Raw genomic sequence first — 21,331 nt, forward strand, 5'->3', positions numbered from 1 at the left:
AAATGCTCGGTATGTCAAAAAAGCGGACAGCACATGAAGCACTGTCCGCTCTAAAATGGGGGAAGAAGGCCTTGACGGAAGGTCCTCTCCCATAAGAAACCTATTCTCCTTGCACGGGCTATTCTTCGTAAATCATTTTGCGCGTCATCCCGCCGTCGAGTACAAGCTCGGTTCCGGTAAGGAACGTATTGTCCGGGTGGGTAAGATACAGACAGGCGCGCGCCACGTCTTCCGGTGTTCCGACCTTCCTTGCCGGGTGCTGCTGGTGGTCGATTTCGCGGAGCTGGTCGTAATCTTTGGTTTCGATCCAGCCCGGACTGATGCAGTTGACCCGGATTCCGTCCGCCCCAAGCGAAATGGCAAGCGAATGGGTCAGAGCCAGGATTGCGCCTTTGGAAGCGGCATAAGCATCAAAGTTCGGCTCCGACATATGGGAACGCGTCGAACAAAGATTGACGACGGATCCTTTTCCGTGCTTGCGCATATGCAGTGCCGCTTCGCGGGTCGCCAAGAAAGTGCCTCGTACATTGGTATTCAGCACATCGTCCCATTCTTTGACGGTCAATTCATATGGAGATTTCCAAATGCCAAAACCGGCATTGTTAATCAGAATATCGATCTGGCCGAATGCTGCGATCGTTTCGCGCATCAAATGCGTAATATCGGCTTCTTGCGACACATCGCAGGGGACGAAGATGGCCTCTCCTCCATTGTTCCGGATTTCGGCTGCCGCTGCCGCTCCTTCGGGCTCCTGCGTATCGGCAAGCACGACCCGTGCTCCCTTTTTCGCATATTCGGCTGCTACCGTACGTCCGATTCCTTGTGCGGCTCCGGTAACGATTACGGTCATCGATTCGAAACTCATGTTCTTTTCAGCTCCCTTCGCTTCTCCACTTATTATTAACCCGGGGGATTGCAGACGGAAACGCGGTATTCATCAGAGCTTCAATCCCGACATCACAAAAAGTCCTTCGCGGGGTAGGGGCGAAAGACTCGAATGATATTGTGATTATATTCACTTGATTGGGTGAAGTTCGTGCCAATCCCTGTGTTTGAACGGAAAGTTACGCGTAGTACATATTCAGCAGTTTGCCCGTTTCGGCTGTTTCTTGTTCTTCTTCGTTCAGCATGCCTTGTTCGGCCCAGCATGCCAGACATTGTTCTTCGGTTTCGCAAAGGTGAGCGTCCTGGCAGTTATAACAGAGAGTCAGATAGTTGCGAGTCATTTGGGCAGTTGCGGTGGTCATGTAGATCACTCCTCAATTGGGTTTGGGTGAAGGTTTGTCCGTCGTTTTGTTTGGTTACATTCTTTATATTTAAAAAATAACAGATTTTTTGAAGTATGTATGTGATTTATTTCACACTCGGAAATAAAAAACACGCCCTCTTTCGAGAGCGTAGAGAAAACCCTGCGGCGCATGGATCAAAGGACGTGCCAAGTGACGCCGCCGTCCAACGTTTGAAGCAGTAGAGAACGTCGGATTTCCGTTTTGCCGATCAGAATCCAGCCCACCTTCTCCGAAACAAACTCCACTTGGAAAATCTCGGGATACTTCTCCATGTTTTCTTGGAGTTTTTGGCTGCGGGGGAGTTTTGTCCAGCTTCGTCCTCCGTTCACCGTCCGGTAAAGCAGCGATCCGCGTGCCATCCATCCGTTCATGCGGTCAAGAAATACCGGTGCGATCTGAAGATTGAGCGCTTCCTGGGAGGGAAGCTTGAACGGAACGTGCTTCCATACCGCCCCCCCGTTCTGCGCGAAATATCCGCTGTACTGCACTTCGTCGCGCTGCTTGCAGCCGACCGGCACCCAGGAACCCGATCCGTCGCGGTAAGACTGGGGCTTGCCGCTTATCATCACGTCGCAGGTTCCGATCGGATCTTCGCCTGCGAAAAACGAAGTGGACTTGTTCCAGTTTCGGCCTCCGTCGATCGTGCGGTAGAGCGCGGGCCGTCCAAGATCGAGCATCGTGACATAACCGCTGCCGTCCGACTCGAAATGCATCCCCGTCAAGTACCCGATATCGGGCAGCGGCTGCGAAGATCCGGTCGGCTGGGAACCGTTGTCCGAACGCATCACGGCGGTCCAACTCTCTCCGCCGTCGTGCGTTCGGTAGAGCGTCTTCTCTTCCCTTCCCGCCGTATCCGAGGCTTTCGTGGTCATGAGCCAGCCTTTTTTGTGATCCGTAAAATACAGCGAAACTGGCATTTCGTCCGTTCTCCCGAGTGTCGCAAGCGCCCAATTGGCGCCTCCGTCATTCGTCCGCAGCACAAGCGATTCTTCCGAGAGTCCCGCACTGCGTACGATCCATCCGTGCATCGTATCCGTGAAGAAGACATCTCTGCCGTATTCCGGTACGTCCGAAAACGCGACTTGTTCCGATGGAGACAGCGGTACCCAGCTCTTGCCGTTGTTGTCGGTCAGATACATGCGGAGTGCGCTTCGGGTCAGTCCCCACGCCATCCCTGTCGAACCGTCGAACAAATGCATTTCCGTCAGCCGGGTCTGTACGACGTACTCTTCGTGTTCGTTTGCGGTTCCGCCTTGTTCGGGCTCGACCAGTGTGATTTCCTGACCTCCGACATCGTCGGCCGTGTCCGTGTGTACGACAGGCGGTGATATCGGTTCTTTCTCGGCAGGTTCGCCGTTGCATCCGGCCAGCACGATCAGTGCGGCAAGCAGGGGCAGCAGCACCCTTCTTCCGATCCGCATTGCAGCCGCCCCCTTTGATTCCGAATATTGTCTCATTAAAGCGCCCAAGCGCTCAATTCCTCCGTCATTATAGCATAAAAGATCCGGAGCGTTTTCCGGACGCTGTCCTTCTATCGCCGCCAACTATCCCAGCCAAAAATAAAGCGGAATAAACAGCAGCGAAGTTGTAATGCCCGAGAGTCCCATGGCCAGGGCGCTGAAACTGCCGGCCGTTTCGGATTCCTGAAGGCTTCGTGCCGTGCCGAAGCCGTGAGCCGCACTCCCCATCGCAAGTCCGAACGATACAGGGTCCCGCAGGCCGGATCGATACAAGAACGCGGGGCCGAGCACACCGCCGAGTACCCCCGTCACCACGCTGAACATGACGGACAGTTCAGGCGTACCGCCAAGCGAGCGGGAAATTTCGATTCCGATCGGCGAACTGACCGATTTCGGCAGAATGCTGAGCAGCACTTCGTGGGAACCTCTTGTCAGAAGGACAAGCGCCCCCGCGCTGCATATGCCGGTAACCGATCCCGCCACTACGGAGATCAGAACGGAAGCGAAACGCTCGCGGATCAAACGGCGGTGCTTATAAATCGGCACGCCAAGAGCCACCGTGGCCGGCCCGAGCAGGGTCGTCAGCAGTCCGACTTCCCTCTGGAACTCGGCAATCGGAAAACGCAGCAGGGCAAGTACGATCAGAATGATCGCACTGCTGCTCAGAATCGGATGCAGCCAGCGTACGCGTGTATGAATGCCCCGGGCGACTGCGTAAGCGCCAACTGTTAATGATAATCCGAACAAGGGGTCATGCAGAAAGACGATCATCTTGCTCCTCCTTTTTGTTTTTCGGGGCCGTTTTCTTGGCGACCGTTCCCGTCACCCACAAAACGGCAAACGTACTGCCGACAACGCCGACAACAATCGATGCGGCATTGCCGCCCAGCAGCGGAATCAGAGCCGCCGCCCCGATCACATAGGGAATAAAGAACAGCAGAAGATGCCCGGTCAGCAGGTTGGCCGATTCTTCGACCCATTCCAGCTTGACGAGCTTCCCGAACAGCGCAGCCAAAAACAGCAGCAGACCCAAGACATTGCCCGGCAGCGGAACATGCAGCATGTCATGCAGCAGAACGCCGGCCAAACTGAACCCGAGCAGGATCGCAAATCCGCGCATAATCATTCAACTCTTTTCTATCGGGTGTTCCCGAGTACTTGTCCAAACATTTTTTTATTATACCAAAAGGGGGGAAGGGTCATGCAAAGACTTTTGACACAATTTCGTGACAAGTGGCTTTTTACCGTGTAAACTGGTTAAAAGTTAAGAGGATCTTTTCTTCCTCTATCTTACAAGTTTAAGAAACGGAGTGAATTGAATATGACCAACTCATCCACGCGTTCCCGCCGTGTCGTCGTAATCGGCACGGGCGACGTAGGAGCCACAACGGCCTACACTTTACTGCTCAGGCAGCGTATGACCGAACTCGTACTTATTGATGTGAACAAGGAACTTGCACTTGGACAGGCGCTCGACATGAATCACGGACTTCCATTCGTGGGCGGTGTCAAAGTCTGGGCCGGCGATTATTCCGATTGCAAAGACGCAGCCGTTATCGTCATCGCGGCCGGCGCCGCACAGCGCCCGGGCGAAACGCGTATCGACCTGCTCAACCGCAATGCGGGAATCTTCGATCAAATCATCGGCAATATCGTCAAATACAACGATAACGGCATTATTTTGGTGGCTACCAATCCGGTTGATATCCTCTCGTACGTCTCGTACAAGAAGAGCGGCTGGCCGGCTCACCGGGTTATCGGTTCGGGTACGCTGCTCGACAGCGCCCGCTTCCGTTATCTGATCGGCAAGCAGAAGAACCTTGATCCGCGCAGTATTCACGCGCACATCATCGGCGAGCACGGCGATTCCGAGCTGCCGGTATGGAGCATGGCGAACGTAGCCGGTGCGGATCTTAACATCTCGGAGAGCGATCAGGACCAAATCTTCCACAACACGAAGAATGCCGCTTACGAGATCATCAACGCCAAAGGATCGACGTATTATGCGATTGCCCTTGCCTTGGACCGCATCGTAACCGCCATCTTGCAGAATGAAAGTTCCGTATTGAACGTATCGACACTGCTGGACAACTATCACGGTATTTCCGACGTCTATCTCGGACTGCCATGTGTCGTCGACAGCTCCGGTGTCCGCGAGCATCTGGAAATTCCGATGAACGACAAAGAGCTGGAACTGCTCAATGCTTCGGCAAACAAGCTCAAATCGGAAATTGCCAAAGTCAACCTGTAAGATAAACGGCGATATGTCAAAAAGCCCGGGTTTCTCCAAAGAGAAACCCGGGCTTTTCCGTATGGCTGAAGCAGGATTCGGTCTCCGGCTACAGCCTTATGATCTCGGCGCGAACCAGCTGGCCGGTGAACGCATCGCACACAAACTCGCTTTCTTCGATCCAGATCAGCGAGGCTTGCTTTGCTTCGCCTTCTTCGCTGTCGGTCAGCACATAATAAGGCAGCACTCGAATTTGTCCGCGAAGATTCTGCCAAGCTTCGTCTTCGGCTAATCGGGGCTTATCGAAGGCTTCGGCAAAACGTTCCAGACGAACCCGGCGGAATTGAAGCTCGTCGGAAACGGCCGACAGCCTTCCGGTACGCCGATCTACATACAAATCGAGACAGGCGCCCAGCACCGGAATGCCGTGAACAAGGCGGTACACGCGGACATGGACAGAGCTGCCCACCGTTTGAAACGAAGAGCGTTCCCTGCCGGCGAGAAACGCCCAGCGGTAAGCTCGAGGACGTGGACTTCTCAGCAGATAGTCAAGCACGGAGCCGCGAACGCGCCGCAGTTCATCGCGTTCCAGAGGCTCCGATCTGTTCGGATCGCCGGCAGGCAGACGGCCCTGAAGCGGGCGGATCGGGGCGGCTGGGCTTCGCTTGACTCCCCCGCCGCCGCGCAGGTCGATCCATTCCCAAGGCCCCAACTTCTCGCTTTGAACGATCCTGCGGCCTTCCCGGTCATAGGCGCGCGGCGGGAACAGATAGAACGGCCGAACCGAGGAGACATCCAGTGCATATACCGCCCGGAGGCAGGAGGCGTCTTCAGGCGGATGGATCCCGGAAGGAGACTCTTGGGTCGGAGGCGGTTCGAATCGGCAGGGTGTCCAATCGGTCTGCAGATCGAGAAGTTCGCCTGCAGCGTCCATACGCAGGAACAGATGCGGGCCCCGATAGAAAGCAATACCGCCGTGCTGCCGTCCGTATTCCAGCAGCCGTTCATTCTTGTCCAGCTCAAGTGCCCGGACAGGCATCAATTCATCCGGATCGATATCGGGCCGAACACGTGCAATCAGCTCTTGGGCGCGGTCTGCGCAGAAGGAACTTTCCGCGCCGGAGAGAAACCGGACATCCCCGGGATTCTCGATCCGGATCCCCGAAAGCGGATCATGGCCGTCACGTTTTGTCAAAGGCGTCTCCCCCTTGGCGATTTAGTACGGAAGACCGTCGCCTGGCTCTTCCTTGCGTTCGAGCAGACGCTTGGCTACCGTCTCGAAATCTTCGGGCTGAAGCAGCTCGACCGGAGAATGTCCTTTGTCGAACACAAACGACTCCCCTTCCAGAATAACCGCATAACGGCCGTTCAGACGGGTAATATGCACGCCGTATCCAAAGTCCGCCAACAGACCTTTGATCTGGCTGTTGCCTAACTTGAAGCGGACCTCGATTTCCGGCTGGAATTCCGTAATCCGTTCGGCGGCTTCCATCACCTGCTGGGGTTCCCACTTTTCCTGAATATCCCGTTTGTCGCTCGCTGTCCACAATTCGAGATCGTGTTCTTCGCGCTGCCGCTCTTCGCTTGTCTCGTCCGGCCATTTTTCTTCGACATAAGTCTGAACAAATTCCATCACGCGCTCGTTTACGATCTCCGGCATCGACTGCTCGTAGACGACAAATTTCAGGAAATCTTCGAAATATCGGGCATGCGAAGGTTGATGGATCTTCAATTCCCAGTCTTCGGTCATCCCCGCTTCCGGCATATGCGGATACATGATCGACTTGATGTTCTTGGTACTGATCGCCATTTCCACTTCGTCGATCAGGTTCTGCTCATCGGAGATCCGGGCGATCTTGTTCTCGAAGTCGCATTTCATGACGAAAATAAACGGATCGTCGGAATGCGTCGTCATTTTGGCCCGGGTGAGTACCAATGCACCGCCGCGGACCGATCCCGTATCCAGATAATTGCGCACCAGATCGTCGCAGGCGTTTTTGAAGTCTTCTTTGCCGTCCGCGGTCCGCATCCGGTTGAACATATTGAAGTTCGGGTTGCTGTCCAGCTCGTAGCCCGGCTCCACGATAAACGTTCCGATCTTGGTGGGCGCCTGCTCGGTCAGCGGATTTTTCTCCACTTTCCGTTTGGCGATCCGCGAAAACTCGCTGTCGAGAAATTTTTTGACCGGACTGTCTTCATAATCGTAATCGTCCATGGTCTGATAATGCTTGTAACCCCGGGCCCCCTGGCCTTCACGGCCTTCAACCTGGATCACGAAAAAAGACAAATATTCGATATCGAAACGCATTTCGGTTTAGACCCCTTCTGCCTTCGGGCTGTTTCCCCGCTCCGTAAGGCCTTGATAACCGCCGTGCTTGATCGCATGTTCCGGCAGCAAACTTCCTGTCTGACTACGATAGCACGATGGCCGAAAATGAACAATCCGGGAGTAGAGAAAATCGGTCCCGCATCGCTAAAGTCTCCATTCAAAAAACGCGGTTCGCCGCTTTGGGCGCAACCGCGTTTGGATAGGCTCGGACCGAAATCCTAAGGCCCATGGAATGACTACACTCTTACTTGCCCTGCCGCTGCTGCATGAACTCCAGCCCTTTTTGCAGCAGTTCCTGCATGGAGCCGAACTGCGTATTGGCATTCACCTTCTCGTCCAGCTCCTCCGGCGGAACCTGCTGCAGAGCGTTCGCGTCGCTGCCGCCGATTCCGAACTTTTGCAGCATTTCCGCGGCCGACTTGAACGGAGTATACTTTTGCAAAAACTCCGAATTCAGCAGTTGGTCCAGCGGCAGCTTTTGCAGGATTTCGCCTAAAGGAAGTTTGTTCAGCATCTCCGCCAATCCGCCGGTTCCGCCTGCACCTCCTTGAAGCTTGCCCAGCATATCTCCCAGTCCTCCAAGATTGAATCCCATTTCGATAACCTCCTTAGATTCGGAAAAGCCGCGGCGCAGAGACCGCCTTTTTCCGTCACGTACTTAGGAGTTCTTACCCTTATCTCCCGGCAGCTTAACATCCAGGCGATCCATCGCTTCTTCCTTCTCCCGATTCGTTACGTGTGTGTATACGGTTGTCGTCTGGATCGAAGCATGCCCGAGCATTTCCTGAACCGTCCGCAGATCCGCGCCCCGGCGCAGCAGCATGGTCGCAAACGAATGCCGCAGTTTGTGGCTCGAATACGCAATACGCTGGTTGGGATCCAGATCCTGCTGAAATCGGTCAAACGTATCGGCGGCCAGCTGCTGGATCGCACGAATCGACATCCGGCGGCCTTTTTGCGAAACGAACAGCGCTTCTTCCCGCTGCGTCCACGGCGAGAGGCGCTGCGCAATCGCTTCCTCCAACACGCCGCCTACCGCTTCGGGAACCGGAAGCGTACGCCATTTGCGCCCTTTGCCGAACACCTGGAGCGTGCGCCGCTCGGCATTGTAATGGGAGACATTGAGCGCGTGAACTTCGCCGACCCGCAGCCCCATGTAGGCCATAAGCAGGAAAATCGCCAGATTGCGCCCCCGATATTTGCCTTCAACCGCTTCCAGGAACACGCCGATCTGCCGTTCGTCCAGATAGACGGGGGCCCGGTTCGTTTCGGTTTTGGCTTTTTTGATCCCGAATGCCGGGTTGTGCTCCAGCAGCTCGAGTTCGATCAGCGCTTTGAAAAAACACTGCACGGCGGCATGTTTGCGATTGCGCGTCGCGTCCCCCGCCCCTTCGCGTCTGGCACTCGACAGGAAAGACATCACATGAATTTTCTTGACCGTATTCAGTTCCCGTCCGTTCAGTGCGATCAGAAAATGCCGTACGTCGCTGAGATAATTTTTTTGCGTATAATCGGTATATCCCGCGTCCTGCATCCAGATCAGAAAAGCTTCCAGATACTCGGTATAAGTCTCGCAGGCTTCGTCGTCGGGAATCCGGATCGTCGTCATGGTCAAGTTCGCCCCGTTTCCGCTTATCAAGTTTCTTCTATAATATTGTGGACTAATTCGGGGTTGCCTGGCAAGTTTTGTTCAAAGCTTCGGCAACTCTTTGGGTGGCCTTAACGTTAAAGAACCGAAAAGGATAAAATAGGAAATCAAAAAAGTAACATATTTATTATTATGTAAACTAAATTTATTCTGCAAAGAGAGGTCCTTGATGATGCCAAAAAATGCTCGTGTGATGACTGCTGTGATCTCATTCGGACTCGTCTGCTCCATCCTGCCTTCCGCTGCCGCTTCTCCTGTTGTTTCCTATACCAATTCTGCTATTGTCAGTGCGGAAAACGAGAACGTTCCGGCGTTGAAGACGCTGTGGAAAACACAAATGGATTCTTCGCCTGCCGAAGGAGTTATTCGCTCGGCTGCACGGACCTCCGGCGGGCTCGTCTTTTTCCCAAAAGGAGGAAAGTTGTACGCGGCTGCCGCTTCAACCGGACGAACCCGCTGGACCGCAAACGTCAAACCGGCTTCTCCGGTAATGCTTAGCCAAAATACACTGTATGTCGTAGACGCTGCCGGCATGCTTCGGGCGCTGAACATGCAGACGGGACGGCAGCTCTGGCAAACCCAAACGGGTTTCAAGCCTCAAACGTCGACTATCACTTCTTCCCTGTCTGCAGGCATTCTCTATGTCGGCGGTCCGCTCGCTTTGAAAGCCTATGATCCCGCAACCGGCAGGCAGCTGTGGAAAACGTCGACCGAAAGCGAATACGGCGGTCCGACCTCCTATGGCGTGTATGACGGGATCCTGGTCGTCTCCTCGGTCGTCAGCGGAGCGCTGACCTTCGATCAGTACAAAGCCTACAATCCGAAAACAGGGCGGAATTTGTGGACGCTCAACAGCAGCCACGGCCCTGTACTCGAGTTTCGACACGGTCTTCTGTATCTGCGCAATACCGCTCAATGGGCATCCCCGAATCATGCGGCCAAGCTTGATCAAGTCGAGATCAAGACCGGCCGAATAAAAACTTCGTACGATTACGTTCAGGTTGTAGACGGTTTGTACCAATCGGCGGAGCAGCTCGTGGTTGAAGGGGACTATGTGTATGTCGCAATGGAGAAGTATACCGCAGGCGTGCTGGAAGGGATTGCTCCCGTCCTGTACCGGTTTGATCTGAATCAAGACCCCAATAAGCAAAAGCCTGTCGTTTATGAAGGGTACGGCAAATTCCTGGCGGGGCCCTATAAGAACCGGCTGTTTTTCCAAGACGGTCTGAGCCTGAATTCGCTGCTGCCGGGCCAAAAAGAAACGACGACGTACAAGCTTGCGGGTAATCCGCTTGCCCGGCTCGATCTGCACGAAGCCGGACTGTATGCGGGACTGAGCGATGGCAAATTCTATTTGATCGATCTGGCTTCGGGCCAAACATCGGGCGTAGTCGATACCGGCAGCCGAACCTATGGCGAGACTCTTTTGGTAGGTCGTACCGTGCTGATCCAAACGGAAAAAGAACTGATTGCCGTCAAGCATCCTTGAACGTAAAAGCTACATTTCCTTCTCCGCAGGACCGATAATAACTGAATAAGTAACTGCTGCCTTGTCAGGATTCAAGGCGGCTATTCGACTCCGGGAGGATTACAAAACATGAGAAAATTACGTACAGCCGCCGTCGTGGCGGCCGTTCTGCTGAGCGTAGGCACCGTATCGGCCGCCGGTACGGCACAGGCGAAGAACGAGAATAAACCTGCCCAGAAAAACGAACAAGGGCAAAAGAACGTTCAAAGTCAGAAGAAAGCGGACGGCAAAATCGCCGGAGACAAGAAAAGACCTGCGGCGGCCCAAGCTCCTCTGCTCAAAGCCGCATGGGAAATATCGATGCAGGAGGCCGAGGTTCCCGGCGCGGCTGTTCAAACTGCGGACGGACTCTTTTTCTACGAATCGGACGGTTCTCTTCGCGCCGCGGATGCCGCAACCGGCAAACTTAGATGGAGTTACGCCGGCGGAATCCTTCCGTCTGCATCGGCCAATGCTTCTGTATTCCTGATCGAAGAAAACGAACGGATCACCAAACTGGACAGCCAAAAAGGAAAAAAACGCTGGAGCACCGAACTCGGGCATACCGCCGAAGCTTCGGAAGCTTCGCTTCGGGTGCTGCAGGGCAGTCTTTATTATTCCGACTCTTCGGGCAGGCTGGCCGCTTATCATACCGGAAACGGAAAGCTCAAGTGGGAAAACGACGAGATCCCGTCCGAGACTCTGCAGGTGCTGGGTCGCTACGGCGATGTGCTGGCTGCCGAAGGTACGACGCCCGCCGGAGACCGAATCCTGTACGGCGTATATGCGGAAACCGGAAGCCTGCTCTGGCAGATCGAAGGTTCTTATGAAGTGCTGGGTACGCAAGATGACAAGCTGATCCTGCGCGATTTGTCCGCAACGGCAGCAGTCTCCGCTGACGAAGAAGATTCGGCGGCAGCGGACTATCTGATTACGCTTGTTCATGCCGATCTGAAAAGCGGAAAACTCACACCGGCCGGGCAGTATGCACCGCTTGAATCGGCGGGGATCGATCTCCAAAACAGCCGCACCTTCCTGCAGGGCTCTGTCGGATACTCGGTAGATGAGACGGAAGACGGACTGCAGTTGACCCGCTTTTCTATGTCCCAGGGAAAATATGCGGACGCGGCCAAGAGCTATGCCAACGCCGGAGACTGGATCGGCGGCCCGGAGCAGGGATGGGCTTTCTTCCAAAAAGAAACAGGATTAACGGGAGTCAAGTTGGCCAACGGAGTTTCCGTATCGTTTGGAGATCCGGGCAGCAAAGCCGCTATCGCTCCGGTCGTATCCGGGCAGCTGGTCTATGTGGGGCTGGAGAACGGAGAAATCCATGTATTCAACCTAAAGACGGGCACTCCCGTCGGCAGACTGGCTGCAGGTTCCGGTGATATTCAATCGATTTCGGTGACCAAGTCGGGTCTGCTGATTCGTACGGACACGAAGTGGCTGGGTCTGACCCTGGCGAAAAGTTCGAAATAAGCGCACGAATCCCTGCCCGGCAGCTGTGGAGAAACGGATAAAATGAAATAACGGACCCTTCTTTGTTTTTCGCGATTCAATTTGTGGTAATTAGCTGGGGTAGGCTAAAATCCATCAAATCTGCACGGGTGCTGATCAGCACCGGAAGGAGTCTGTTCCATGACGAATGCCAAGAAGCCCGTTCTCGAATCCGCAGCTCAACAGTTTGCCGACGACAACGCCAAGCCGCCGTTCCTGTCCGACCTGGGACCGGAGAAAGGCCGCGAGACCGTCGACCAGGTTCAATCGGGCGATGTATTCAAACCGGATGTCGACATCGAAGACAAGACGATTCCGGGCGGACCAAAAGGCGAAGTCTCGATCCGGATTGTGCGTCCAAAAGGAGCAGGTGCCGCTCTCCCCGTTCTTCTCTACACCCATGGTGCAGGCTGGGTATTCGGCAATGCGCACACGCATGACCGCCTGATTCGCGAGCTGGCTGTAGGCGCGGAAGTCGCGGTGGTGTTCCCGAATTACAGCCTTTCCCCGGAGAACAAATATCCGGTGGCGATTGAAGAAATCTACGCCGTGCTCGAATGGATCTCGGCGCAGGGAGCGGCCGAAGGGTTCGATACTTCGAAACTGTATGCAGGCGGCGACAGCGTCGGCGGCAACATGACGGCTGCGATCACTTTGATGGCCAAAGAACGCAGCGGTCCGAAGATCGCGAAGCAGCTGCTGTTCTATCCCGTCACGGACGCTTCGTTCGAGACGGAATCGTACAATCAGTTCGCGGAAGGGTACTTCCTCATGAAGGAAGGCATGAAATGGTTCTGGGATCAGTATACGACCGATCCGCAGGAGCGCGATCAGATCACGGCTTCCCCGCTGCGAGCGACGACCGAGCAGCTGCAGGGACTGCCTGAAGCACTCGTGATTACCGGCGAAGCCGATGTGCTGCGCGACGAAGGCGAAGCCTACGCCAACAAGCTGCGCGAAGCCGGCGTTCCGGTGACGGCCGTCCGCTTCCAGGGTATCATTCACGACTTTGTGATGCTGAATACACTGGCCGAGACGAATGCCAAGAAAGGCGCTATGCTGCTGGCGAATGCCTGGCTGAAGGGCTGATTGCAAGCATCCATACTGTCCGATCAGATTTCGTTTTCGGAAATAAGAAAAAGGCTGCTTCGATAAAGCAGCCTTTTTCTCGTTGCTGTCTTTTTATTTGCGAGCAACTTGCCGCTGCATACTAAATCGCATTATTGGCGGCCTTTGAGGGCATGGCTCCATTCCAACGGGATTTCAAAACGTTCTTGTGATTTTGGCGCTTTATACGTGGTAGCCGCGAAAGCGGCGATATCCTCGGGATTCACTGGCCCGAGAACGCCTTCGAAGATCAGGTCAGTCTTGGAGATGCGTTCAAAACTTTGCGTTTTGAAACTCAAGTTCAAGTCCTCTTTTCCTTGAACGGGAACGAAATAAGGTGTCCATGATTGAACGTTGGGTGAATTATATTTCAAGCGTACGATCGTGCTGTCTTTTCTGTACTCGATATGCGTTAAGATCATCTTATCGCCGTCGAACCCCTCCAGCGTGATCGGAAGACGACCATCGAACGGCTCCTTCACCGTACCGGATTCTTGGGGCTGGTCGAATGTTGAAATATCAAAAAACAGCGAAGTCGGTTTACGATAAATCGTGCTAAACGGTTCAATTGAAAAAATCTCGTCGGTATAGCCATCTTCGTTGCCGCCCATATCAGTAACCCCTCCCATTAATGGTCGAAACAACGTTTCGATATTGTCTGAATAAGAGACTTCTACCCCACTGCCGTCTTGAGGATTATATCGAGTCATCTGAATAACGTTCGATAGAGGACCGACTTTGATTTTATCCACGTTGAATCGATGTCCTTGATATTTGAACGATTGATTCGGGAAAAAGGTAAACGTTTGGGCATCGGCTTTGGACGAGTTTAAACTAAATTCGGCGTGCCAGTCACCGGACGTATTCGCAAGTTCGTGAGCTTTGAGCGAAAACTTGATTTCTTTCGCACCATTGAAGTCCGAAAATGAATAATCAAGCGTGCCCGCAAAATGATGCTGGTCCAAAAGGGTTCTCGTCGTTCGCAAATCCGTAAAAGGTTGATCTTTTTCGTCGACGCCTATCAGCTTCAATTCATACTTGAAAGTGGAAGTCGATTTTTTTAACGGATTTTTGTGGGCGGAAGTCTCCACAATATAATCGATCTTGGCTTTTCCTCCATCGTAATAGGCTTTAACGAGTTTGAGCGTTACCCCATTGTTTTTTATCACAATGTTCAATGGGGTAGACAAGTCTTCGATGCGCTCTTCTCCGCGGTACTTGACCTCCTTTGTCGCAATGATATCCACCAGATTCCGAAAATCGATGCCCGATATGTCGGATTTGGCGGGTACTGATTTCGACTCGTTCAATGTGTATGCAGCTGTCCCAATCAGCAGAAAAGTCAATATAAATGCCACAAAAACCTGTGTGCGCTTCTTCCGAGAGTTCGGGAGTACCTTTTTCATCTGATCCGGCTGATCCTGCCATATTTGCTCGAACATGACATTGAGGTCAGCCTTTTTCAACGATTCGGGTCCTTCGGTCTTCAATCTGTTCACCAGTTCTTGTTGAGATATGACGGGACGGCGGGAAAAGAATTTTGGATTCATCGGATCTCCTCCTGAGTTCGGGAAGCGTTTGGGAAACGGTGTGCGGACAGATCCGGATTCACCCTCAGCTTCGCAAGCCCTGCAGCCAGTCTCGACTTGCAGGTACCGAGCAGGATGTCCAGCGTCTCGGCGGCTTCCTTGAGCGGAATGTCCGCATAATAATGCAGTAGGATCACTTCTCTGCTCTTATGCGGCAGACGGCAGACCGCCTGCCACAGTTCGAGCTGACGTTCGTTCAGAAGCGCGATCGCTTCGGCTGTCCGCTCTGTTACTTGATCCGGCACTTGGCAGAACAGCGTCTGCCATTTCAGTTTGCGGTAATGGCTGCGTGCCAGATTGACGGCAATACGAGCGAGCCAGGGGCGAAACGCACTGTCGCTTCCTTCTTCGCCGCGATACTGATCGTATTTGCTGAAAGCGCGAATGAACGTCTCCTGGGTCAGATCGTCTGCGAGCACTTTCGATTTGGTCAAAGCAAGCAAAATGCCGAAGATCGATTTCGAATGCCGCTCAAACAAACGCTTGGCCTCCTCCCGGCTTAACGCCTCGTTCATAGTGTCCCCTCCTTTTGTCTGACCCGTATACGCTTCGACAAGGAATCGAGTTCACTTTTTTATGAAAAAAACTTCGATAATTATTCGGTTTACCATAATATTATTCTGTAAATAAAAATAAACCGCTGCCGAATTTGTCGGAAGTGGCACGTTGAATAGAAGTGCAGGATCGTATTGCCGGACTCAATTTTTTGTCGCTTATTTCTCCTTAGAAATAACTATCTCTTACCTAAGACAGTTTATTAAATTAAACAAGACTTTAGCAAAAGAATAATATGCACATAATTGTTATTATGTAAACATTTAATCTTTACACTATGAAAGGCGTGATTCCTATTGAATAAGTCTAAACTTCTTTTGAGCACTCTGCTTTGCAGGACAGACCTCTTCCACCTATCCGGAACTGCAAACTCCCGTATCGCAGCTCGATCTATACGGAAGAGGCGCCTATGCAGGTCTCGTCAGCGGGCAGTTCTATCTGATCGATATCCACTTCAGCCAAACCGGTGGGTCGGATCGATACCGGATCGCAGGCGTATGGCAGGACACTTCTGATCGGAGATACCGTGATTATTCAAGCCGAGGACAAGCTGATCGCTGTAAAGCGCCCTGCCGTGCTGAAAGATAAAGAGCAGTAAGGCAGCTGGGAAGCGATAAAAAAAGGAGAAGATCATGAACATTCAATCTACTACTCACATTAAACTCAAGCGTCGTATCGCCACTTCTCTAACCGCCGCGCTATTCATGGGCACAACCGGGATTTTAGTCGGAACGTCGCCAACAGCTCAAGCGGCTTCGTCTTCGGTTTTGGCCGTTGTCCCCATGACGTCAAAAGGCTCATCCCTGCCGATACACACAAAGGAACGATCAAATGAACTTATCCGCTTGAACTGGCACAACCTGTTTTAACATTAAACCAATCCCTCTACGCTGTTACAAAAAAGGAACGATCGTTAAATTGAATGCTCAAACCGGGAAAACCCTTGGACAAAAAAACGCTCCGGCAAGATCGACGAAAGTTTCCGATGTTTACGGAGCGCAAGGGTTTATTCTGCACGGAGCTACCCTTTATCTGGCGGATAGTAAAGGGCTGACCCAGATCAGTGCAATAAGTGGTAAGACTCTTCGTAATTTTCCGACATTCGAGGGTCTACCGCAAGAAGTTCGAGGAAATATGATATTGGCCTTATCGGTCGCATCCGGCGCTTACTTACGAGAAATTCTTCAAGCTTATGATGCCGAGACCGGAAAGCCGCTTTGGGAAGTTCAAGGGGACCACAATCGCATACTCCGATATGATAACGAATATTTGTACGCCCGCAGTATTCCGAGATGGTATTCGATCGGGGTACCGCTAATCTCCGAACCTCGGTCGTAACGAAAGCCCGGGGAGACTCTTCGCTCACACTCTGAACAGAAGAAGTATTCGTGCAATCAGCCAAAGGAATTGAAGCTATCAAAATACCAAAAAATGGACAAGATTAAAGCGGATAAGTGGTCAACTCGGCATGTTTTAATGGATTTAAACAAAAACAGCGTATAATTTATATTATACGCTGTTTTTTTGCACCTTTTAAGAAGCGATTATAAGGCGGATTTCAGTAGTTTTATTCCATCCTCAAATACCGCCTGCAGCACCTTCAGATCCACATTCGTCCAAGTCGGCGTAAAATATTCTCCACCTTTCCTTAACGTCGGAGGGTTCGTTCCATAAAAAACTCTATGATAGACCGGGGTGACTTCTTCTTGATCTCCGTAAAATGAACGTTTTAATGAACAGGCTGCATCGCTGACCATGTTCCAAAAGTTTAAAAAACGATGACAGTCGACTGTTCGCGTATCTTCGATCTGATCGAATTCCTGTCTTAGTCGATCAACATCAAAAAATGCGATTTCTAAATCGGTAAGTTCCTTGTTCGTTGCTTCCCCATAAGAATCTAACGTCTCTCGAGAATCAAAGGTCTTAAGCCTATCCGCTTCAATTAAAAAACCATCCTCCTCATCCCCGTCCTTTTTATCTGTATACCAAATGCACCAAAAAAGACGACCTTCGATTCGGAATACAATCGGCGAGTATTCTTTAGTTTTATTCATTTCCACTCCTATTATTAACATATATTCACTGAGGTCTCTCGAAGTTTTATCGCTCAGGTTACATCAATTCTTCCAACATACTCCTATAAAAACTAAAGTCATCCCCACTAAAAGAATGATAAGATGCAAGCTTTGGACCAAATAAGTGAAACTGATAACCGAAGCAAAAACCACGGACAATCCGATGAAAACAATGCCTAATGCCATAATTTTGGGTCCAGTCAGGTTTTTACGAAACGTTGTGAAAGCGGCAACCAATCCGAGTACAATCAGAATGATGATCATGATAATAATGAATTTTATTCCGGTTTGCGACACCTTGAATATCGAGTAAAAAGCATCCTCTTGATCGTATCCCTGCATGTCTGGGCCCCCTATTCATTTGTCCTTATTCGAAAAAGCGGCCAATCTCCACGATCATGGAGCCCATCCGCTCAACTTTGGGGACGACCATGCGTTCAATCCCTTTTTCACGCAGCGCATCCGCCGTCACCTTACCGACAGCTGCAGCGAGGACGTGATGTTCGAAACTCTCCTTAAGCTCGGCTTCGCATCCGGTTTCCAACGCATAATCGAACAGATAGTTCACCTGAACCTGCGTCGTAAAGCAAACGGCATCAACCTGATGCCGCAGCAGTTCTTCGGTCAATTGGGCCAGGGTTTCTTGTTCCGGCGCGTGATAGCGGTACGGAAGCACCGCCTGGGTGTTCATTTCGGGCTGACTCTCGATAAACTGGTGCAGCTGTGCGGTGAGTTCACCATGCAGCTGCAGCCAGACATGGCAGCCGTCAAAATTGAACAGCTGCAGTTTGTCGATCATATTGGCGATCGTGCCGTCGTCCGCGCTGACGGCAGGGTGGACACCGGATTTTTTTAGCAGCGAGTTAGTTCGGTAGCCGCGGCAAGCCACTTTGGAGCTTTTTAGTTTCTCCTCAAATGCCTCGACCATTCCCAAACGTTCTGCCGCCGCATAAACTGCCTCGTAACCGATTCCCGTCGTAAAGATCACCCAGTCATATTCCTGCTCTATGAACTGCCGGACATCCCGTTCGATCTCGGATGGATCCGCAGGGGTCAAACCCTGCAAAGAGCGCACCAATGCTGTACCGCCCCGGCGTTCGATTACTTCCGCCATATCCTCGGGAATTTTGGAACCGGCGATGACGATCTTTTTACCTTCAAGTCCGTTAGCCATTCGCTTCCCCTCCTTCGCTTTTCGGAATGCCGATGCGCACCTCGTTTTCTTCGATATGGATCGGATACGTCTGTACTTTTCCGCTATCCGGGTCCATCACTTCTCCGTCGGTCAGCCGAATCCGCCAATCGCAGATTGGATCGTATAGCAGGGTTCCGGAGACGATTCCTTCGGCCAGTGTCCCGCCCCGCGGGCCGGGGCTTCTATTCTCCAGTGCAAACCATTCGCCTTCCGATGTTTTGAACACAGCGATATCCGCCTGTTCCACCTTGACTTTTCTGCCGATTCGCTCTATAAAATCATCGACAGTACCGACCCGGTAATACGTATAATCTTGATCCGGTCTTAATGATGACATCATACAGTCCCCCTATCCGGAACTACCGAAGCACTGAGATCATCGAACATCTTCTCGCGCAGATTCGAGTTGTCCAGGATTTCGTTCCACGGTTCCTGCACCTGACCAAGCGCCTGTTCGATCCGTTCGACCAGCGCACCGTTCCACGGTTCCTGCACCTGACCAAGCGCCTGTTCGATCCGTTCGACCAGCGCACGACGGTTATCCGGATCGTTCACTATAGTATCGATCACCGATTGCAGACCGACCCGCTCGATCCAGTCCGATGTTCGTTCGAGGTATTTGCCGGTCTCGCGATAATGCTGGATAAACGCGGCGATAATTTCCAGCAGCTCTTCGTCTGTTCTGACTTTGCACAGCAGTTCGGCCAAACGGGCCTTGATCCCGCCGTTGCCACCCACATAGATTTCCCAGGCTCCTTCGTTGCCGACGATTCCGATATCTTTGGTGGCCGACTCGGCGCAGTTGCGCGGACAGCCGTTAACCGCCATCTTGAATTTCGCGGGCATGTCCAGCCGCTCGAATTTCTTCTCGATGAGAATACCAAGGCCGATCGAATCTTTAGTGCCGAACCGGCAGAACTGCGAGCCGACACAGGTTTTTACCGTTCGCAGCGCTTTGGCATAGGCATAACCGGACGGCATCCCGAGGTCTTTCCAGATATTCGGCAGATCTTCTTTCTTGATCCCCAGCAGATCCAAGCGCTGTCCGCCTGTCACTTTGACCATTTTGACTTTGTATTTGACGGCAATGTCTGCGATCAGGCGCAGATCTTCCGGCGTCGTTACACCGCCGTACATACGCGGCACCACGCCGAAGGTACCGTCTTTTTGAATATTGGCATGCATCCGCTCGTTGACGAGCCGTGAATCCCGTTCGTCCACATGCTCCGTCGGCCAGATCATCCCGAGATAATAGTTCAGGGCAGGACGGCACTTGGAGCACCCTTCCTTGTTGTTCCATTCCAGGGCGTACCGAACTTCCTGTGAAGTAATCAGACCTTTTTCCTTGATCTCGCGCACTACTTCGTCGCGGCTGAGTGTTGTACAAGCGCAGATCGCTTCTTTTTTGGCGGCCGCCGAGTCATATTGATCCCCGAGTACATACTGCAGAATCTGCTCGATAACCGGGCGGCAGCCGCCGCAGGATCGGCAGGCGCTGGTTGTGGCCTTGATCTCTTCTACCGTTGTAAGACCATTCTCGGAGATCGCATCTACAATACGTTTCTTGCTGACGCCGTTGCAGCCGCATACAATCTCTTCATCGGCCAAGTCGGCTACCGTATTTCCGGTATCCGGCGCTCCCTGCCCGACAATCGCCGTATGAATAGCTTCGGTCATCACCGTACCGGTGCGAATCCACTGCTGCAGCCGGGACATCTCGCGTCCGTCGCCGATCAGAATCCCGCCGACGATCCGGCCGTTGCGCATCAGTACTTTTTTGTAAATCCGCCGCCAATCGTCATGCATACGCACGATCGACAGGTCTTCCGCATCCATGAATTCCCCTGCAGAGAAGACATCCACTCCGGAAATTTTAAGCTGAGTAGAAACCGTCGAACCTTCATACGGCTCGGTTTCCACCTCACAGAGCTGCTTGGCCAGTACGGCGCCCTGCTCGAACAAAGGCGCAACCAGGCCGTACGATATTCCCCGGTGTTCATTACATTCTCCGATCGCATACACATCCGCTGCGGATGTCCGCATATAGTCGTCAACAAGAATGCCCCGGTTCACTTCGATCCCGCTTGCCTGAGCCAGCTCGACATTCGGCTTGATTCCCGCCGCCATCACGACGAATTCCGTTTCAAGTTCCGTACCGTCGGCAAACCGGATCCCACTGACCCGTTCCTCGCCGAGAAATTGAGCCGTTTGTTTGCCGGTTGCGAACTTTAGCCCTTGGCTTTCAAGTTCGGTCTGCAGCATACGGGCTGCCGTAGGATCCAGCTGCCGTTCCATCAGTTCTTTGAACAGGTGAACGACCGTGACATCCATACCGAGCTTCGATAGGCCTTTGGCGGCTTCAAGCCCCAGCAGACCTCCGCCGATAACGGCTGCTTTTTTATATTGATCCGCGGTTTGAAGCATGTGCTCACAATCCGCAATATCACGGAATCCGATAATGCCCTGCTTCTCCACTCCCGGTACAGGCAGCATAAAGGGCCTAGAGCCGGTAGCGATAATGAGACGATCGTAGGCAACCTTCACTCCGTTATCCGCTTCCACCGTTTTCTGCTGAATATCGATCGTCGTCACTTGGGTTCCCGTATACAAGTTGATCCCGTTCGCTTCATACCAAGTGTAGTCGTTCAGAATGATTTCTTCGACCGATTTGCTCTTCTCCAACACATACGACAGTTGAATACGGTTGTAGTTCGGATAAGGTTCACTGCCAAAGACCGTAATATGGTAGCTGTTGGGTGCCAGTTTCAAGATATGCTCGATGGTGTTGATCCCTGCCATCCCGTTGCCGATCATCACCAATCGCTTGCGCTGCTGCGTTTCTTCCATTTT

The 21,331-nt window shown here is 52.6% G+C and carries 21 protein-coding genes; 5 read left to right on the forward strand and 16 right to left on the reverse strand.

Annotation, left to right across the window (positions count from 1 at the left end):
* Positions 1–118: 118 nt before the first annotated feature.
* From HRQ60_RS00965 to HRQ60_RS00985, 5 genes are all read right to left on the reverse strand, one after another.
* Entirely contained in the window at positions 119–865 is a 747-nt protein-coding gene (locus HRQ60_RS00965; protein ID WP_172193763.1) for an SDR family NAD(P)-dependent oxidoreductase, read from the reverse strand.
* 199 nt (positions 866–1,064) lie between these two features.
* Positions 1,065–1,247 (reverse strand): hypothetical protein, encoded by a 183-nt coding sequence (locus HRQ60_RS00970; RefSeq protein WP_172193764.1) that lies wholly within the window; start codon positions 1,245–1,247, stop codon positions 1,065–1,067.
* A 176-nt stretch (positions 1,248–1,423) separates the two neighbouring features.
* The gene (locus HRQ60_RS00975; RefSeq protein ID WP_172193765.1) at positions 1,424–2,710 is read right to left on the reverse strand and encodes a hypothetical protein; all 1,287 of its coding nucleotides are present in this window, start codon (positions 2,708–2,710) and stop codon (positions 1,424–1,426) included.
* Positions 2,711–2,833: 123 nt separating this feature from the next.
* A complete protein-coding gene (locus HRQ60_RS00980; RefSeq protein ID WP_172193766.1) occupies positions 2,834–3,520 on the reverse strand; it encodes an LrgB family protein in 687 nt (228 codons plus the stop codon).
* The gene (locus HRQ60_RS00985) at positions 3,501–3,875 is read right to left on the reverse strand and encodes a CidA/LrgA family protein (RefSeq protein WP_246280992.1); all 375 of its coding nucleotides are present in this window, start codon (positions 3,873–3,875) and stop codon (positions 3,501–3,503) included. Before HRQ60_RS00985 ends, HRQ60_RS00980 begins: the two co-directional genes overlap by 20 nt.
* A gap of 195 nt (positions 3,876–4,070) precedes the next feature.
* Between HRQ60_RS00985 and HRQ60_RS00990 the strand changes: the two genes are divergently transcribed.
* The gene (locus tag HRQ60_RS00990; RefSeq protein WP_172193767.1) at positions 4,071–5,000 is read left to right on the forward strand and encodes an L-lactate dehydrogenase; all 930 of its coding nucleotides are present in this window, start codon (positions 4,071–4,073) and stop codon (positions 4,998–5,000) included.
* An 88-nt stretch (positions 5,001–5,088) separates the two neighbouring features.
* Here HRQ60_RS00990 and HRQ60_RS00995 read toward each other — a convergent pair whose 3' ends face one another.
* From HRQ60_RS00995 to HRQ60_RS01010, 4 genes are all read right to left on the reverse strand, one after another.
* A complete protein-coding gene (locus HRQ60_RS00995) occupies positions 5,089–6,174 on the reverse strand; it encodes a hypothetical protein (RefSeq protein WP_172193768.1) in 1,086 nt (361 codons plus the stop codon).
* A gap of 21 nt (positions 6,175–6,195) precedes the next feature.
* A complete protein-coding gene (locus HRQ60_RS01000; RefSeq protein WP_172193769.1) occupies positions 6,196–7,287 on the reverse strand; it encodes a DUF3900 domain-containing protein in 1,092 nt (363 codons plus the stop codon).
* Positions 7,288–7,552: 265 nt separating this feature from the next.
* Positions 7,553–7,903: a hypothetical protein gene (locus HRQ60_RS01005; protein WP_172193770.1), complete on the reverse strand. Its 351-nt coding sequence runs from the start codon at positions 7,901–7,903 to the stop codon at positions 7,553–7,555.
* A 63-nt stretch (positions 7,904–7,966) separates the two neighbouring features.
* Positions 7,967–8,917 carry a tyrosine-type recombinase/integrase gene (locus HRQ60_RS01010; protein ID WP_172193771.1) on the reverse strand — a complete coding sequence of 317 codons (951 nt, stop codon included), beginning with the start codon at positions 8,915–8,917 and terminating at the stop codon, positions 7,967–7,969.
* 208 nt (positions 8,918–9,125) lie between these two features.
* Between HRQ60_RS01010 and HRQ60_RS01015 the strand changes: the two genes are divergently transcribed.
* From HRQ60_RS01015 to HRQ60_RS01025, 3 genes are all read left to right on the forward strand, one after another.
* The gene (locus tag HRQ60_RS01015; RefSeq protein ID WP_172193772.1) at positions 9,126–10,445 is read left to right on the forward strand and encodes an outer membrane protein assembly factor BamB family protein; all 1,320 of its coding nucleotides are present in this window, start codon (positions 9,126–9,128) and stop codon (positions 10,443–10,445) included.
* A gap of 108 nt (positions 10,446–10,553) precedes the next feature.
* The gene (locus tag HRQ60_RS01020; RefSeq protein ID WP_172193773.1) at positions 10,554–11,942 is read left to right on the forward strand and encodes an outer membrane protein assembly factor BamB family protein; all 1,389 of its coding nucleotides are present in this window, start codon (positions 10,554–10,556) and stop codon (positions 11,940–11,942) included.
* 159 nt (positions 11,943–12,101) lie between these two features.
* Positions 12,102–13,049, forward strand: a complete 948-nt coding sequence (locus HRQ60_RS01025; RefSeq protein WP_172193774.1) for an alpha/beta hydrolase — start codon at positions 12,102–12,104, stop codon at positions 13,047–13,049.
* A gap of 131 nt (positions 13,050–13,180) precedes the next feature.
* Here the strand turns inward: HRQ60_RS01025 and HRQ60_RS01030 are convergent, their stop codons facing one another.
* Positions 13,181–14,617 carry a DUF4179 domain-containing protein gene (locus HRQ60_RS01030; protein ID WP_172193775.1) on the reverse strand — a complete coding sequence of 479 codons (1,437 nt, stop codon included), beginning with the start codon at positions 14,615–14,617 and terminating at the stop codon, positions 13,181–13,183.
* Positions 14,614–15,171 (reverse strand): RNA polymerase sigma factor, encoded by a 558-nt coding sequence (locus HRQ60_RS01035; protein ID WP_172193776.1) that lies wholly within the window; start codon positions 15,169–15,171, stop codon positions 14,614–14,616. The genes HRQ60_RS01030 and HRQ60_RS01035 overlap by 4 nt, the downstream gene beginning before the upstream one ends.
* Before the next feature lie 672 nt (positions 15,172–15,843).
* On the opposite strand from HRQ60_RS01035, the gene HRQ60_RS01040 reads away from it, so the two are divergent.
* On the forward strand, positions 15,844–16,080 hold the full coding sequence (locus HRQ60_RS01040) for a hypothetical protein (RefSeq protein WP_172193777.1): 237 nt from the start codon (positions 15,844–15,846) through the stop codon (positions 16,078–16,080).
* Between the two features lie 675 nt (positions 16,081–16,755).
* Here the strand turns inward: HRQ60_RS01040 and HRQ60_RS01050 are convergent.
* The 5 genes from HRQ60_RS01050 to nirB form a co-directional block, all read right to left on the reverse strand.
* The gene (locus HRQ60_RS01050; RefSeq protein WP_172193779.1) at positions 16,756–17,265 is read right to left on the reverse strand and encodes a hypothetical protein; all 510 of its coding nucleotides are present in this window, start codon (positions 17,263–17,265) and stop codon (positions 16,756–16,758) included.
* A 63-nt stretch (positions 17,266–17,328) separates the two neighbouring features.
* A complete protein-coding gene (locus HRQ60_RS01055; protein ID WP_172193780.1) occupies positions 17,329–17,628 on the reverse strand; it encodes a hypothetical protein in 300 nt (99 codons plus the stop codon).
* A 25-nt stretch (positions 17,629–17,653) separates the two neighbouring features.
* A complete protein-coding gene (locus tag HRQ60_RS01060) occupies positions 17,654–18,460 on the reverse strand; it encodes a uroporphyrinogen-III synthase (RefSeq protein ID WP_172193781.1) in 807 nt (268 codons plus the stop codon).
* A complete protein-coding gene (gene nirD, locus HRQ60_RS01065) occupies positions 18,453–18,821 on the reverse strand; it encodes a nitrite reductase small subunit NirD (RefSeq protein WP_343044577.1) in 369 nt (122 codons plus the stop codon). Before nirD ends, HRQ60_RS01060 begins: the two co-directional genes overlap by 8 nt.
* Complete coding sequence (gene nirB, locus HRQ60_RS01070; RefSeq protein ID WP_172193782.1) at positions 18,818–21,328, reverse strand: nitrite reductase large subunit NirB; 2,511 nt, start codon at positions 21,326–21,328, stop codon at positions 18,818–18,820. The genes nirD and nirB overlap by 4 nt, the downstream gene beginning before the upstream one ends.
* Positions 21,329–21,331: the final 3 nt, after the last annotated feature.

This window comes from Saccharibacillus qingshengii, assembly GCF_013185195.1.
Lineage (GTDB): Bacteria > Bacillota > Bacilli > Paenibacillales > Paenibacillaceae > Saccharibacillus > Saccharibacillus qingshengii.

Coding starts and splice junctions, on each gene's coding strand:
- HRQ60_RS00965 (WP_172193763.1), bottom strand. CDS start 865: ATGAGTTTCGAATCGATGACCGTAATCGTTACCGGAGCCGCACAAGGA.
- HRQ60_RS00970 (WP_172193764.1), bottom strand. CDS start 1,247: ATGACCACCGCAACTGCCCAAATGACTCGCAACTATCTGACTCTCTGT.
- HRQ60_RS00975 (WP_172193765.1), bottom strand. CDS start 2,710: ATGCGGATCGGAAGAAGGGTGCTGCTGCCCCTGCTTGCCGCACTGATC.
- HRQ60_RS00980 (WP_172193766.1), bottom strand. CDS start 3,520: ATGATCGTCTTTCTGCATGACCCCTTGTTCGGATTATCATTAACAGTT.
- HRQ60_RS00985 (WP_246280992.1), bottom strand. CDS start 3,875: ATGATTATGCGCGGATTTGCGATCCTGCTCGGGTTCAGTTTGGCCGGC.
- HRQ60_RS00990 (WP_172193767.1), top strand. CDS start 4,071: ATGACCAACTCATCCACGCGTTCCCGCCGTGTCGTCGTAATCGGCACG.
- HRQ60_RS01000 (WP_172193769.1), bottom strand. CDS start 7,287: ATGCGTTTCGATATCGAATATTTGTCTTTTTTCGTGATCCAGGTTGAA.
- HRQ60_RS01005 (WP_172193770.1), bottom strand. CDS start 7,903: ATGGGATTCAATCTTGGAGGACTGGGAGATATGCTGGGCAAGCTTCAA.
- HRQ60_RS01010 (WP_172193771.1), bottom strand. CDS start 8,917: ATGACGACGATCCGGATTCCCGACGACGAAGCCTGCGAGACTTATACC.
- HRQ60_RS01015 (WP_172193772.1), top strand. CDS start 9,126: ATGATGCCAAAAAATGCTCGTGTGATGACTGCTGTGATCTCATTCGGA.
- HRQ60_RS01020 (WP_172193773.1), top strand. CDS start 10,554: ATGAGAAAATTACGTACAGCCGCCGTCGTGGCGGCCGTTCTGCTGAGC.
- HRQ60_RS01025 (WP_172193774.1), top strand. CDS start 12,102: ATGACGAATGCCAAGAAGCCCGTTCTCGAATCCGCAGCTCAACAGTTT.
- HRQ60_RS01030 (WP_172193775.1), bottom strand. CDS start 14,617: ATGAATCCAAAATTCTTTTCCCGCCGTCCCGTCATATCTCAACAAGAA.
- HRQ60_RS01035 (WP_172193776.1), bottom strand. CDS start 15,171: ATGAACGAGGCGTTAAGCCGGGAGGAGGCCAAGCGTTTGTTTGAGCGG.
- HRQ60_RS01040 (WP_172193777.1), top strand. CDS start 15,844: ATGAACATTCAATCTACTACTCACATTAAACTCAAGCGTCGTATCGCC.
- HRQ60_RS01050 (WP_172193779.1), bottom strand. CDS start 17,265: ATGAATAAAACTAAAGAATACTCGCCGATTGTATTCCGAATCGAAGGT.
- HRQ60_RS01055 (WP_172193780.1), bottom strand. CDS start 17,628: ATGCAGGGATACGATCAAGAGGATGCTTTTTACTCGATATTCAAGGTG.
- HRQ60_RS01060 (WP_172193781.1), bottom strand. CDS start 18,460: ATGGCTAACGGACTTGAAGGTAAAAAGATCGTCATCGCCGGTTCCAAA.
- nirD (WP_343044577.1), bottom strand. CDS start 18,821: ATGATGTCATCATTAAGACCGGATCAAGATTATACGTATTACCGGGTC.
- nirB (WP_172193782.1), bottom strand. CDS start 21,328: ATGGAAGAAACGCAGCAGCGCAAGCGATTGGTGATGATCGGCAACGGG.